13 protein-coding genes are annotated in these 13,904 nt (G+C 61.9%); 3 read left to right on the forward strand and 10 right to left on the reverse strand.

Features of this window, described 5'->3' with window-relative positions:
- Window positions 1–17 precede the first annotated feature (17 nt).
- The 7 genes from galK to lepB all read right to left on the reverse strand — a co-directional run bounded on the left by galK (window position 18) and on the right by lepB (window position 5,782).
- A complete protein-coding gene (gene galK / locus G4D79_RS07830) occupies window positions 18–1,148 on the reverse strand; it encodes a galactokinase (RefSeq protein WP_099697153.1) in 1,131 nt (376 codons plus the stop codon).
- Window positions 1,148–2,248, reverse strand: coding sequence for a galactose-1-phosphate uridylyltransferase (gene galT, locus G4D79_RS07835; RefSeq protein ID WP_099697152.1), 1,101 nt, complete (start codon window positions 2,246–2,248; stop codon window positions 1,148–1,150). Before galT ends, galK begins: the two co-directional genes overlap by 1 nt.
- Window positions 2,245–2,871 (reverse strand): SMI1/KNR4 family protein, encoded by a 627-nt coding sequence (locus G4D79_RS07840; RefSeq protein WP_054187516.1) that lies wholly within the window; start codon window positions 2,869–2,871, stop codon window positions 2,245–2,247. Before G4D79_RS07840 ends, galT begins: the two co-directional genes overlap by 4 nt.
- 21 nt (window positions 2,872–2,892) lie before the next feature.
- Window positions 2,893–3,477: a TetR/AcrR family transcriptional regulator gene (locus G4D79_RS07845; protein ID WP_099697151.1), complete on the reverse strand. Its 585-nt coding sequence runs from the start codon at window positions 3,475–3,477 to the stop codon at window positions 2,893–2,895.
- Window positions 3,474–4,523 (reverse strand): saccharopine dehydrogenase family protein, encoded by a 1,050-nt coding sequence (locus G4D79_RS07850; protein WP_042921555.1) that lies wholly within the window; start codon window positions 4,521–4,523, stop codon window positions 3,474–3,476. The genes G4D79_RS07845 and G4D79_RS07850 overlap by 4 nt, the downstream gene beginning before the upstream one ends.
- 55 nt (window positions 4,524–4,578) lie before the next feature.
- A complete protein-coding gene (locus G4D79_RS07855; protein ID WP_003942961.1) occupies window positions 4,579–4,932 on the reverse strand; it encodes a glyoxalase superfamily protein in 354 nt (117 codons plus the stop codon).
- Between the two features lie 106 nt (window positions 4,933–5,038).
- Window positions 5,039–5,782, reverse strand: a complete 744-nt coding sequence (lepB, locus tag G4D79_RS07860) for a signal peptidase I (RefSeq protein WP_099697150.1) — start codon at window positions 5,780–5,782, stop codon at window positions 5,039–5,041.
- 427 nt (window positions 5,783–6,209) lie between these two features.
- Here lepB and G4D79_RS07865 point away from each other — a divergent pair, with 427 nt between their 5' ends.
- Entirely contained in the window at window positions 6,210–7,691 is a 1,482-nt protein-coding gene (locus G4D79_RS07865; protein WP_099697149.1) for an anion permease, read from the forward strand.
- Between the two features lie 3 nt (window positions 7,692–7,694).
- Here the strand turns inward: G4D79_RS07865 and G4D79_RS07870 are convergent, their stop codons facing one another.
- From G4D79_RS07870 to G4D79_RS07880, 3 genes are read right to left on the reverse strand one after another with little or no spacing between them, the layout of a single operon-like run.
- Window positions 7,695–8,444: a succinate dehydrogenase/fumarate reductase iron-sulfur subunit gene (locus G4D79_RS07870; RefSeq protein ID WP_099697148.1), complete on the reverse strand. Its 750-nt coding sequence runs from the start codon at window positions 8,442–8,444 to the stop codon at window positions 7,695–7,697.
- A complete protein-coding gene (locus G4D79_RS07875; protein WP_007730764.1) occupies window positions 8,441–10,393 on the reverse strand; it encodes a fumarate reductase/succinate dehydrogenase flavoprotein subunit in 1,953 nt (650 codons plus the stop codon). The genes G4D79_RS07870 and G4D79_RS07875 overlap by 4 nt, the downstream gene beginning before the upstream one ends.
- Entirely contained in the window at window positions 10,394–11,143 is a 750-nt protein-coding gene (locus G4D79_RS07880) for a succinate dehydrogenase cytochrome b subunit (protein ID WP_099697147.1), read from the reverse strand.
- 156 nt (window positions 11,144–11,299) lie between these two features.
- On the opposite strand from G4D79_RS07880, the gene G4D79_RS07885 reads away from it, so the two are divergent.
- Together G4D79_RS07885 and G4D79_RS07890 are read left to right on the forward strand one after the other, a co-directional pair.
- Window positions 11,300–12,628 (forward strand): lipase family protein, encoded by a 1,329-nt coding sequence (locus G4D79_RS07885; RefSeq protein ID WP_042446378.1) that lies wholly within the window; start codon window positions 11,300–11,302, stop codon window positions 12,626–12,628.
- Window positions 12,625–13,881 carry a Tat pathway signal protein gene (locus tag G4D79_RS07890; protein WP_052416923.1) on the forward strand — a complete coding sequence of 419 codons (1,257 nt, stop codon included), beginning with the start codon at window positions 12,625–12,627 and terminating at the stop codon, window positions 13,879–13,881. Before G4D79_RS07885 ends, G4D79_RS07890 begins: the two co-directional genes overlap by 4 nt.
- Window positions 13,882–13,904 lie beyond the last annotated feature (23 nt).

A 13,904-nucleotide genomic window follows, 5' to 3' on the forward strand; every position in this document is an offset into this window, starting at 1 on the left:
CTGAACGTGCCGTTCGCTCAGAGACGGGCGGCCGAACCCCCGGCAACGACGCCGAGAAAGTGTGGTGCTCGCCAACCTCGCGCCGCAAAGTCGCGGCTCACCGACGCGATGACCTCCGCTCCGCTTCCTTCCGGAACCAGCGCGATGGCCGAGCCTCCGAATCCGCCGCCGGTCATCCGCGCACCGATCGCGCCGCCGCGTCGTGCTGCGGCAACGGCGACGTCGAGTTCATCGCACGAGACCTCGAAGTCGTCGCGCAACGAGGCGTGCGAGTTGTCGAACAGCTCGCCGACGTCACTGAATCTGCTGCTGCGCAGAAGTTCTGCGGTCTTCCGCGTCCTCTCGATCTCGGTCACGACGTGCCGTGCCCGCGCCCGGAGGATCGGGTCTCGCACTGTCTCGGCCTGGTCTGCTGTAGCCTCTCGCAAGCTGCCGACGCCGAGAGCTGCTGCTGCAGCGACGCATTGAGAGCGCCGCATTCCGTACTGTCCGTCTGCGAGTGAGTGTTTGACCCGGGTGTCGATGACGATCAGTTCGTAACCTGCACCGTGGAGTTCGAAAGGTATGGGTTCGGTGGATCCGTCCTGGCAGTCCAGCAGGAGCGCGGTCGAGGGCTGAGCAAAGAGGGCAATGGTTTGATCCATCCCTCCGGTCGGTGCGCCGACGCCGTCGTTCTCGGCCTGGATGCACACCTGTACCAGCTCATCGCGGGCGAAAGGTGAATCATGAAGTTCGTTGACGGCCAACGCAACCGAACAGGTGAGGGCAGCGGAGCTCGACAGCCCGGCCCCGACCGGTACCGACGAGTCGACGGCAAGATCGATTCCTTCGATCGGGAGGCCTCTGCGCGCAAGAGACCACAGAACGGCTGTGGGGTAGGCGGCCCACCCTGTGGCGATGTCGCCGAGGGGCCCGGTGTACGTCTCGGCGGATTGCCGACTGTGCACGCGGACGACCCCGTCGCTGCGCAGTGCGACGGCAACCAGTGTTCGCTGCTCGAGAGCGACCGGTAGGCACAATCCACCGTTGTAGTCCGTGTGTTCACCGATCAGGTTGACTCGACCGGGTGCCGCCCACACTCCGGTTGCCGGATAGCCGTAGGTGGCGTGAAACTGTTGGAGCACAGAATTGTTCGAGACCGTATCCACTATTTCAACTCCCGTAGGCGGGCCGCGACTGCCTCGGGAACGGTGTCGTTCACCCAGGCGCCCATGGCGGACTCGGACCCGGCGAGGTATTTGAGTTTGCCCGGTGCGCGCAAGATCGAAGACAGCTGAAGATGCAGTCGGCCCAGAGGTCGGTTGATGCGGACGGGAGCTTGGTGCCAAGCCGCGATGTACGGTACCCGGTCGACGCCCGGATAGAAGCGATCGATACGGCGTAGGAGATCTTGGTAGACGACCGCAAGCTCGTCGCGCTCTTGGTCGTTCAGCGAGGGAAGGTCCGGGACGTCTCGGTGCGGTGCCAGGTGAATCTCGATGGGCCATCGTGCGGCGGTCGGGACGTAGGCGCTCCAGTGATCGCCGTCGTAGATCAACCGGGCCTTGTCCTCGCGCTCGAACGCCAGAACATCGGCGAGTAGTGAGCGACCGGTGCGCTCGAAGTGTTTGTGCGCCTGCGTCAGCATCGATCGGGTGCGTGGCGTGACATACGGGTATGCGTAGATCTGTCCGTGTGGATGGGTGAGTGTCACCCCGATTTCTTCGCCGCGGTTCTCGAAGCAGAACACTTGTTCCACAAGCGGATCCGCCGACAACTCTTCGGTCCGAGAAATCCAGGCGCCCACAATCGTGCGCATGCGTTCGAGTGGAAGCTCGGCGACGGACGCCGTGTGATCGCTCGAGAAGCACATCACTTCGCAGTGACCGGCCGCTGGGCGATCGCCCGCACCGTCTCCGGGACTGTCAATGGCTTCCTCAGGCGCCGCGGCAAAGCTCGGAAACCGATTCTCGAACACCGCGACGTCGTAGTCTCCGTCGGGTATCTCTGTGGGCGTGCGTGTTTCGTCGGTCGGGCACAATGGACATTCGGCGGCGGAGGGGAGATGTGTCCGTGTCATGCGATGCGAAGCCATGGTGATCCACTCCCCGGTGAGAACGTCGAATCTCATCCGAGACGAGTGGTCGAGAGCCGGCAATTCGCGGGAATCTCGCGCAGAGTGGGCGCGGGCACTGCCGGCATCGTCGAAGTAGAAGATCTGACGCCCGTCGGCGAGGGTGCGACGGGTCGGTTCCTGCTTGGGTGTCATGCGTCGACTTCCCATTCCAGAACACCCTTGCTGACAACGGGTTTCCACACTCCGATCGTTGATCCTGTTTCCAGCGCTACGGCATGGGCGGCCAGCATTACCGAGATGGACGCCCAGATCGGACCGCCGTTGTCAGTGGCGTCCGAGGCATACTCGGTCACACAATGGTGGAGTGCGCCGCTACGGGTGTCCACGAAGTAGTGGTACTCGTCCAGTCCGGCAAAGGGAACGAACGAGGGGATGAACATGGTTGCGGCAGTGCCTGCGTCGCGTTGATCGTGTCGATCCATCTCGTCCTCGGCGTAGAGGTCTGGATTCTCGTAGATCGTCTCGTCCCACGTTTCGAGCAGAGTGAGACGAACTTCGGTTGCGACGTCTATGGGGTAGAAGAACTTGTCCGGGAGCACGCTGCCGAGAAAGAGGCCGGTCCGGTCGTCGTGGGTCAGGCTGCCGTTGTGGACCCGATACAGGTCGCGAAGTTCCTGGGGCCACGTGACGCCGGTCGAGGCTTCGAATTCCTCGATAACGGCGTCACCGAGTCCTGGTTGAAACGCTGCAGCCGTCACCGGTGCGTTTGTACGGCACCACGCTTCGATTCGGCTCCATTCGTTTGCAACGCTCATGGGCTTTACGATACGTCCGAGTCAGGACCCGTGAATCAGGTACTGCAGTGTGTCCACGAGCTTTCGGTCCGAAGCGTCGGACTTTCGGCCGGTGATTCCCGATCGGAGAATTGCGGAACCCTCGAGCAGGCTCACGATGGTCTGCGCTGTCGCGCCAAGTTCCGCCGCATCCAGCTCCGGTTGTGCACACGCGACTGCGCGCTCTACGTGTGCGATGTACTGGGCGTAGAAGTCTCGAAGCACGACCGCGACTTCTTGGTCCGCCGCTGCAATGGCCCATACTTCGACGTACAGACGCACCGTGGCCTGGTCGTCCTGTTCTCCGAGCAGGACTCCGATGAAGTGTTCGGATTCCTCGCGGGAGAGGCTCTGATCCGTATCGGGGACGACGGCAAGGCGATCCAGTGAGCGGGTCAATGCACGTGACATCACTGCGCGTATCAGATCTGCACGGGTGGGGTAGTAGTGCTGCAGATGTCCTACCCGCACTCCGGCCGCGGCTGCGAAATCGCGCATTGCCGAGTTGGCATTGCCCTGAGTAGTGAGGACCTGTTCTGCTGCGTCGAGAAGTGCTGCCGCACGGGCGGCGCCCTTGGAGAGGGTCATGGTCGCAATACTGCCACCCCGAAGCTCTCCAACTCGGAGACGGTGCGGCGAGGGTTCGGAAGCGATTCGGGGAAAGTGACTCCAGGCCGGGCATCGTCGGCCAAGGCTCGTCTGACGGCCAGCGCGCCGCCCACCGCGGTGAGGTGAGCCTGGCCCTGCCGGTCGACGATTGTCGCGCTTGTCGTGCCGCTCGGGCCCGTGACATCGATGCGTACTTGCGCGCTCCCGCCCTTGCCCGGCGAGTACAGGAGTCCGCGTCGTAGCGGTGTGAAGCGGTCGCCGCGACCCCAACGGAACAGACCCACCTTCTTGGCGGCGAGCAGCGCAGTTGTGGATGCATTCGAACTGAAACCTATTCGAGTGCTGGCAGTTTCGGCGCCCAAGGTCATGGGGAACGTGAATTGTTCCGGAGTGTCGATTCTTCCGACCTTGGTGCGCGATCCGGGGAAGTCGACCCAGCGCGTATCCGTCAACGGGCTGACGGTGATCGGGTTTCCTTGCTGCATCACCTCGAAATCCTGCCCGAGCCGATCGATGAAGTCGACGGAGTCCAGCCCGGCAATGTCGTTGACGTCGTAGCGAATCGAGACGTCGATCGTGCTCGCGCCACCCAGTTCCTCGGCCAGCGCTGCGGCGACGATATTGGTGACTCCGCCCATCCATCCGGACGACAGGTACACCGGTGCGCTCGGCGACTTCTGACCCGCCAGAGTGGCGGCGCGAGCGACGCGGGTTGTCCAGCGGGTGATGTCCACGTACGGAATGCCGGCCTCGACGGCGGCGGACAGGACACGATCGTGGGGATCGTTGACCGTCGAAACGACCGCGCGTACGGACGCGTCGAAGGGTGTCGGGTCGAGGAGGTCCCAGCGGCGGACGGAAGCGCCGTGACGGCCGGCCAGTTCGTCGCCTCGCTCGGGGGTGCGTCCGGTGAGGAGTAGTGGGAAGTCGGGGGCGAGCAACGCTGTCAGGGCGCTGCCCACGGTTCCGTATCCGCCGGCCACGAGGATCGGGCCGTCGGCTGAATACTGCAATGAATCGGTCATGCACCTAACTCTAGGTCAAATGACCTAAAACGTCGAATGGGGTTCTTTCCGCTGCTCAGTCCCGGTGTCGCACGATGTTGACGACGTTGCCATCGGGTGCCCGGACGAGGAATCGGCGAACACCCCACTCTTCGGTCGTTATGGGGTGCACGATTTCGTAGCCGAGCCTGCGGGCCTCTTCGTAGGCGCCGTCGACGTCGTCCGTGTGGACTGAGATGACCGAGTCCTCGGCTGCAGTGGCGTCGTGCGTGACGAGCTGTACGTTCGCGCCGGTGTCGGGAGAGGTGTAGCGAGCGACCCACCCCATGTTGAACTCTTCGGTGCTCAGGCCGAGAAAGTCGGAGTAGAAGCTCTTGGCGGTTCCGACATCGGCGACTTTGAGATTGGCGGTGATGCGTCGAGCGCGCATGTGGTTCTCCTACCTTCGGCAACAGATGCGCTCGATGATCGTCCGAAAGCGGAGCCATGTCGACTGTGCCGTCCGAAGATGCAGCCCGCCTGGTTGATTCGATCTGTCACTGCGGATCGAACGAGCTCACAGTTCCCCACCGTGAGAAGGGAAGGACGATCAATTGAACCTTGCCGATGACATTGTCGATCGGCACCGTTCCACTGTGTTCGTCATCGAGATGGAAACGTGAATCCTTCGAATGGGCGCGGTTGTCGCCCATCACCCACAGGTTCCCGTCGGGAACCGTGACCGGCCCGAAATACCTTCCTTGACAAGAGGTATCGTTGCCCGGAATGCGCTTGTCGATGTACGGCTCGGTCAGCGGCTTGCCGTTCACCCGAAGCCCCTCTCCCTCGGACAGGCACTGTACGGTTTGGCCACCGACCGCGACTACCCGCTTCACGAGGTCGTTTTCGTCCGGCGGGACCAAGCCGACGATGGACCCGAGTCCCTGAAACGCGCGAACAATCGAATTGTCGGATCGAATGGATTTGTACTCGTCGTTCCAGGACTCGGGTCCCTTGAACACGACCACATCCCCAGGTTGCGGATCCCCGAATCGATAGCTGATTCTGTCGACGAGGATCTTGTCTCCCGTGCAGCCGGTGCAGCCGTGAAGTGTCGGTTCCATGGACTCCGACGGGATCAGAAAAATGCGTCCGACGAAGTTCTGAATGACAACACTCAGGACAAGTGCGACGACAACGAGGATCAGAATCTCACGCCACAGTGGACGTTTCCTCGGGTGATCGGCCACTGCCGATTCAGTGGAGTCGGTCGAGTCCTCGTGGGCGTCGGATTCCGTCACACTCCCGACAATAGATGGCGCAACCAGTCGTCGGTCCGATACGAATCTTCTCGGTTCGTGGGTCTGTCTGTCGGCTGACATGCTTCGGAATTGGATCACATCACGCGCGAAGATCCGGTCGAGATCGGCAATCCGCGCAGTCCTGACCCAAACATCGTGCCGACGAATACCTTTCGCAGAAGCAGGTTGAACAACTCTCCGAGATTCAAGCGTGCAGCACGCCGGCGCCTCTGTTGATCGATTGGCACAATCTTTTGCGAGAGATGGGCATTCTCCCACTGAAGCGTCGGTGCGAGACAGCGCCTCGTAAGGACGACTGTGCTTCCGGGCATTTTCTCTCGAACTTGGATTGACCGCACGAAAACCTGATGTTTGGGGGACAATCATCTGGGGCGATCACCTGGGGCGACAAGTCGAGGAGATGCAAATGTCCGAGGCCAAATCCGAAAGCACTGAGTCTTTTTCTGAGACGACACCGCCGGCGGAGCCGTCGAAACAATCGGTGCTCAGGCGGTACTACCCGGCTGCGGTGCCCGTCGTCCTCGGCCTGATCATCTATTTCATGCCTGTTCCGGACGGTGTGGATCCCAAGGGCATGCACATGCTCGGAATCTTCGTCGGCACCATCGTGGCGTTGATCTTGCAGCCTCTGCCGACGGGTTCTGTGGCGCTGGTAGGCCTGTCGATCGCCATGATCACCCAGACCGAGACGCCGACGGAAGCGTTGTCCGGCTTCAGTAACACCACGATCTGGCTGATTGTCGCATCGTTCTTCATTGCCGAGGGCTTTCTGGTCACTGGACTCGGCAAACGGGTTGCGCTCATGTTCGTGACCAAACTCGGCAAGTCGAGTCTCGGATTGTCCTACGGAATGGCGTTGACGGACTTGATACTTGCTCCGGCGACGCCGTCGAACACCGCCCGTGCGGGTGGCGTCGTCTATCCGATCATCGTCTCGCTGAGCAAGTTGGAGGACTCCAATCCCGAGCCCGAGGACTCTCGCAAGAAGCTCGGAGCATATCTGCTGCTCACGTCGCTGCAAGTCAACGTCGTGACCTCCGCGATGTTCATCACCGCCATGGCGGGTAACCCTGTGGCCGTCGATGCGGCTGCCAAGATCGGCATCGACATCTCGTGGGGCAAATGGGCGCTGGCAGCATCGGTTCCGGGAATTGCGAGTCTGATCGCGATCCCGTGGGTGATGTCGAAGATCTTCCCGCCCACGATGTTGAAGACTCCGAAAGCACCCGAGCAAGCCAGGGATGAACTGCGCAAGGCAGGTCCGATCAGCCGCAACGAGAAGATCATGGCCGCCACCTTCGTTCTGCTGCTGGTGCTCTGGTGCCTGGGCTCGCAGCTCAACGTCAATGCCACTACAACAGCATTCGTCGGAATCGGCATCCTGTTGGTGACCAAGGTGCTGACGTGGAACAACCTGGTCCACGACACCGGGGCGTGGCAGACGCTCGTGTTCTTTGCCGTTCTGGTCGGTATGGCAAGCCATCTCGAAGAACTCGGCGTGATCTCGTGGATCGGAACCCAGGTCTCCTCGAGCGTCGACGGTTTGCCGTGGATCTGGGCTTTTGCGATCCTGACCTTGGTGTACTTCTACGCGCACTATCTGTTTGCGTCGAACACCGCGCAGATCGTCGCGATGTACGCGGTGTTTCTCGGCGCGGCGGTGGCAACCGGTGCACCGCCGCTGTTCTCAGCCCTGGTGTTCGGCTTCATCGGCAGCCTGTTCGGCGGTATCTCGCACTACGCGTCCGGTCCGGCCGGAGTGATCTACGGTTCCGGATACATCAAGACCTCGGAATGGTTCCGAATCGGTTTCGTGATGAGCGTCGTGATCATCCTGATCTGGACGATCATCGGCGGCGCGTGGATGAAGCTGATCGGCGCCTGGTGACGATCAGTTGTCCTTGCGCCGCAATCCGAATCGCATCGATTCCTTGTTGACAGCGGCAATCGCGGTCAGCGGTATCTCCGCGGGACACACCTGCGCACATTCACCGTAGGTCGAGCACGGCCCGAAATCGGCCTCCATCTGGTGCGACATCGCTCGGGCCCGCTTGCCACGTTCGTTGCGGCCCTGCGTGACGAGAGACAGGTGGGTCAGTTTGGACCCGGTGAAGAGGTGCGCGGCACCGTTCGGGCAGGCTGCCACGCAAGCGCCGCAGCCGATGCACGCGGCGAAGTCCAGTGCAGCTTCGGCACTTTGATGCGAGAGCGGCTGACTGTCTGCGTCCGGCGCGGTTCCTGCATTGATCGAAACGTATCCACCGGCTTCGAGCACCCGGTCGAGCGCAGAGCGATCGACGACGAGGTCGCGGACCACTGGAAAGGCTGCGGAGCGGAATGGCTCCAGTTTGATTCGGTCACCGTCGGAGAAGCTGCGCAGGTGCTGACGGCACGTGGGAGTGTTCGCAACCGGCCCATGGGGAACGTCGTCGACGGTGATGCCACAGGACCCGCAGATCCCTTCTCGGCAGTCGGAATCGAAGGCGATGGGTTCGTTGCCGCTTTCCACGAGTTGGTCGTTGAGTCGGTCGAGGAGCTCCAGCAGCGACATCTCCACCGTCGCGTCGTCTATTTGGTAGGTGTCGAATGCGCCGGACGACTCAGGTCCGGATTGGCGCCACACGTCCACGGTGATTTTCATACGTAGTTCCTCGTCTGCAGTGGAACAGCGGTGAAGGACAACGGCTCGTCGTGTCGAACGTGTCTGCCGTCCTGGGCGGTTTCCCACGCGGAGACGAAGCACCAGTCCTGATCGTTTCGCTGCGCTTCGCCGTCGGGAGTCTGATGTTCGGCACGAAAGTGCGCTCCACAGGACTCGTCACGATCGAGAGCATCGACGCACATCAGTTCGGCGAGCTCGAGGAAATCGGCTACCCTGCCGGCCCTTTCCAACTCCTGGTTGAACTGGTTTCCGCTGCCGGCAACTCGCAGGTTCGACCAGAAATCGGTTCGCAGTGCGCGGATTTCGGCGATCGCCTTGGTCAAGCCCTCGGCCGTTCGGGTGACACCGCAACCCGCATAGAGGATCTCGCCCAGTTGTCGATGGAACCTGTCGGGGCCGTGTGTTCCGCCGACCGAGAGCAGCAGGTCCACCCGACCCCTCACGTCAGTGAGCGTCGACGTCACAGCGGGATCGGACAGTTCGAGTGGAGTGGATCCGAGTAGCGGTGCAAGATAATTCGGAATCGCGTACGGGAGGGTGAACCAGCCGTCGACGCATGCCGAGAGCAACGAATTGGCGCCGAGGCGGTTGGCCCCGTGGTATCCCCAGCCTGCCTCACCACCGACGAACAAGCCGGGGATGGAGGTCATCTGGTCGTAGTCGTTCCACAGTCCTCCCATGGTGAAGTGGGCTCCGGGGGCGATGCGCATCGGCACCGTATAGGGGTCTTCGCTGGTGGCGTCGCGATACATCGAGAACAGATTTCCGTATCGCTCCTCGATGGTCTTGCGGCCGAGCCGTGCCAACGCATCGCGGAAATCCAGGTACACACTGTTTTTCAGAGGGCCGACGCCGTGACCGGAGTCGATTTGCTCGCGGGCGGCCCGTGAAGAGACGTCGCGGGGAGAGAGGTTCCCGAACGCCGGATATTTGCGCTCGAGGTAGTAGTCGCGTTCGTTTTCGGGAATGTCGCCGGGCTCACGATCGTCTCCGGGCTTGGCCGGTACCCAGATCCGGCCGTCGTTGCGCAGGGATTCGCTCATCAGAATGGTTTTCGACTGCCACTCGGAGTTGACGGGAAGTGCCGTCGGATGGAATTGGATGAACGAGGGTGAAGCCATCAACGCACCGCGTCGGTGCGCTCGCCAGGCGGCCGTGGCGTTGGAATTCTTCGCAAGTGTGGACTTGTGGAATACGGTTCCGTAGCCGCCGGATGCCAGTACGACGGCATGGCCTGTGGTGGCGCCGATCTCACCGGTCACGAGATCGCGTGTGACTATCCCTTGTGCTCGCCCGTCCGAAACGATGAGATCGAGCATCTCGGTTCGGGTGTGTAGGTTGACCGTTCCGGCTGCGATCTGACGTTGCAGTGCCTGCGACGACGCTATCTGCAACTGCTGGCCTGTCTGCCCGCGCGTGTAGTACGTGCGCGACACCTGAACGCCGCCGAAGGATCGGGTGGCCAGAGTGCCGCCGTACTCGCGAGCAAACGGTGCCCCGATGGCATTCATGTGATCGATGACGCGTACGGATTCTTCGGCGAGACGGAAACAGTCGGCCTCACGGCCCCGGAAATCACCGCCCTTGACGGTGTCCTTCACGAAGCGGGCGAGACTGTCGTTGTCCACTTTTCGAGCGCGAGCAGCGTTGATGCCTCCTTGCGCGGCGACACTGTGTGCACGGCGGGGTGCATCGTGGAAGGTGAAGGACTCGACGTGGTAGCCCAGTTCACCGAGGGAGGCGGCGCAGGCCGCGCCGGCGAGGCCGGTACCGACGACGATGACCGTGAACTTGCGCCGGTTGAGTGGGCTGACGAGCTTGTAGTCGAGTTTGCGAGTGGGCCAGGCCGTCGCAGGATCGCCGGCCGGGACCTTACCGTCCACCGGTGTCCCGATGCTGCGCAGATCGTCGAGTTCGAAGCTGTTCACTTATGACGCTCCTGTCTTCGAGATGGCGCCGGTCATGACCGCGATGGGGATCGACATGTTTCCGACCATCACGGCGAGCGCAAAGATTCCGGAGAGTGCAACGCCAATCCGGCGCAGTCGTTGGCCGGTCACGCCGAGATCGTTGACCGCGCTCCAGAGCCCGTGCGCGAGGTGCATTGCCAGCAGAGCCATCGCGACGATGTAGAACGCTGCCACCAGCGGACGCTCGAAGCTGGCAATCAGATTGTCGTATGCGTAACTCTGTGTGCGCGTGGCCGCTTCGTACTCGCTGCTGCCGATGGGTCGGGTTCCGGTCGTGAGGTCGAGTATGTGGAAAATGACGAACAGCAGCAGCACAGCTCCGGTGACGGGCATCGTGCGCGCTGTAAAGGACTTGATTCCCAGACCTTTACGTCGAAATTTTCCTCGAGCTCGGCGTCCGCGGACGGTGAGCAGCCAGGCACACCAGACGTGTGCGACCAATGACGCGAGCAAGACGATGCGAAGAATCCACAGAAGTCCCTCGTAGGGCAGGAAGGGTTCGAACACCGTTCGTAGCCAGTGTGCGTAGTCGTCGAAGTGATCGGCACCGGTGTAGACCTTCAGGTTTCCGATCATGTGGACGAGAACGAAAGCGGCGAAGATCAGTCCTGTCACGGCCATCAGAATCTTGCACGTGATGTTGGACGGCCGCGGTCGAGCTTGGAGTGAATCGCCGGTAGCTCGCGATACACGGGTCGGAGCACTCACAGACAAACCTCCCACGCCAGACTTGCCGGACAGGTGCCGTCAGCCTAAGCCCGATCGAGGTTTTCGGCCAACGGATGGGTGCCCGACTTGTCTGTTAATGCAGGTGAATGGGAGTGTAGGGGTGCTCATTACCCGAAAGTAAGGAACTCGTGAACGATGTTTGACTCGACGTGGCGACGGTGGTCATGGCGCGCCGGAACGGCATCGGCCCTGGCAGTGGCCTTGTTTGCGGTGGGGTCGCCGGCTGGTGCGCAGGAGACCGTCGACCTGGCCGACGTGTTCAACCCGTTGGTCGTGAAGGCACTCCAAGGCGCTGACATTTCCACCGAATTGACTCCACTCGGGCTCTCGTCCGATGATCCGTGGTTCGACGAACCTGAAATCGAGCCGGGTACCGCCCCCGGCACACTTCTCAAAGCGCGTCCGGTCAGCGTGCAGGTCTACCAGGTCCGTCCCGACGTGGTCTCGGCTCACCAACTCATGTACACCACCACTGATCACTTCGGTCGGCAGGTGATCAGCACCGGAATTCTGATGATTCCCGAGGACGGAACTGCGCCAGGTGATCGCAAGATCATCGGATACGCCGAGGCGAACGACAGCCTCGGCGCGAACTGCGCACCAAGTCACCAGTGGACCGGCGGCAATCAGAGCGACCCGGCGATGTTCTCGGCGCTCGGCCCGGTGGCTCAGATGTTCGGCCACGGCTGGGCAGTGATGATGAGCGACGTCGGCAACGACGGCGACACTGCTCCCCATCCGTTCTCGATCGGACAGTTCTCAGGGAAGGCAACGCTCGACGGCGTTCGGGCAGCACTCGCGCTTCCGGAAGGCGGCCTCGAATCAGACACCCCTGTCGGCATCTACGGTGTCGCCGGAGGCGGTGTCGCAGCGGGCTTTGCCGCGGAACAAGCCCATGATTATGCGCCGGAACTGAACGTCCAGGCCAGTGCCATTCAGGCGATGATGATCGACCCCGCAACGTTCGAGGAAACAGCGGCCGGTGGGATCGGTTCCGGATTCGTCTTCTCGAGCATTCTCGGATTCGACGCGGGCTACCCCGACGTTCGGCTCGACGATCATCTGACTCCGATCGGTCACAACGTCGCCGCAGCCTTCCGCGCGTCCTGCCAGGCGCTCTACCTCGGACTCCCATTCGTTCCATTCGACGTCCTACTCACCAACCCTTCGCCCCGAACGATCCCTGCGCTGGCCGCGGCGTACGCGGACAACACGTTGGGAAAGCAGGCGCCGGCTTCCAAGCTTCTGATTTCTTCCTGTGAGGACGACTTTCTCGTTCCCTTCAGTGAGGCAGAGCAATTGGCGCAGACATATCGAGCAGACGGCGGCAACGTGGACCTGCTCCCGTCGCAGTGCGGGCCGCTCGATTACGTGACCAACCTGTACAAGACGGTGACCGATCAGCTGGGTATGCAGGACATCGCCTGGCTGGCAAAGACGTTCGACGAAGCCGAGGGACGATGAGCTTGCGGAAGTCTCTGACGCGCAGGGATTTTGCGCGCACGGTTCTCGTTGCTTCGGCAGGTATCGGCGGTGCCGTCGTACTGGGAGGCAGGGCGTCCGCGGGTACTGGTGAGCTCGACAGGTACCTCGACCTGGAAGCAGTGAACGCAAACGCCGAAGCCACGGGCGGCCTGCATCCTTCTCTGCCATCGGATTCCGCGACGCTGCGGTCTTTGGTGGATACCGCCCGAGCCTCGGGAGTGGATCCGCATCGCTATCAGACACTGCTCAAGCAGTACTGGCTCGCGGTCGGGACGGAGTCGGCAGGTATCGATCTCGCTTCGTGGACTCCGTTCGACGGTGTGCACGCGAATCTCGGAAACCTCACCAACACTTTCCAATTCTACGAGCGACTCCAGCTCGAGCATCGAGAGCTGCAGTGGGCAGGTATGGGAGGAATGGTCGGGCCCGCTTTCGCCGGTGGACTCCTCGACTTGGACTACGGGCGGGTTGTGCTGGAAGTCCAAGCGATCAGCGAGGCGATGGCACTGGTGTGGCGAGAGATCGACCGCATCGGGGCGCCGGTTGCATCGTCGATGGGAGCGCCCGAGGACATTGCGGCACTTCTCCAGGTCGGCCACGAGATTCGCCCCGAGGACGTGATGTGGTTCCAGGGGAAAGTGATTGCGATGAGCAAACACATCTTCTCGGACCTGATTCCCATGCACATGGCGTGGGTTCACGACGGTGTCGACGGCATCGCCGAACTCGATCGCGCAGGGCTGCTCGACGAGAACGCCCGTATCGCGTGGAACAACATTGCTTCGGGGACACCGGAATCGGTCTTCGACGGCAATGTGCGTCTGCTGCGAAGGGAGCAGTACCAGTCGGTGGGTGATCAGTGGGACGAGGCGAAGGCCTACCGCGGTAGCGTTGGTCGCTCGTTGACTTACCTGACCACCTTCGCCGCATCACCGTCGATGCCTGGCGTCGTGCCGCCACGCGAGTCGAACCCGCTCTCGTTCGCGGTGGGCAATGCTGTTGTGCAAACGCCGCTTCCGGACTTCAACTGGGCGGACCGGGATGGTCGTTGGACCTACATCAACGATCAGTTGCTCCCGGTCTACAACAACCTGATGAAGAATCAACCGGAACTGTGGCGAGCGACGCTGGCCGCGCCCGTCTCCGTTCGGATAACCGAGCAGCGAATGATCGCTCGCTTGCCGGACATGTTGCGGTCCATGTTGTCGACTCTGGCGATTACGGTCAACTGAACTCGGCGGTGGCGGGGCCTCAG

Origin of the sequence: Rhodococcus sp. WY5, assembly GCF_018588185.1 — a bacterium.
In the GTDB taxonomy this organism is placed as follows: domain Bacteria; phylum Actinomycetota; class Actinomycetes; order Mycobacteriales; family Mycobacteriaceae; genus Rhodococcus_F; species Rhodococcus_F qingshengii.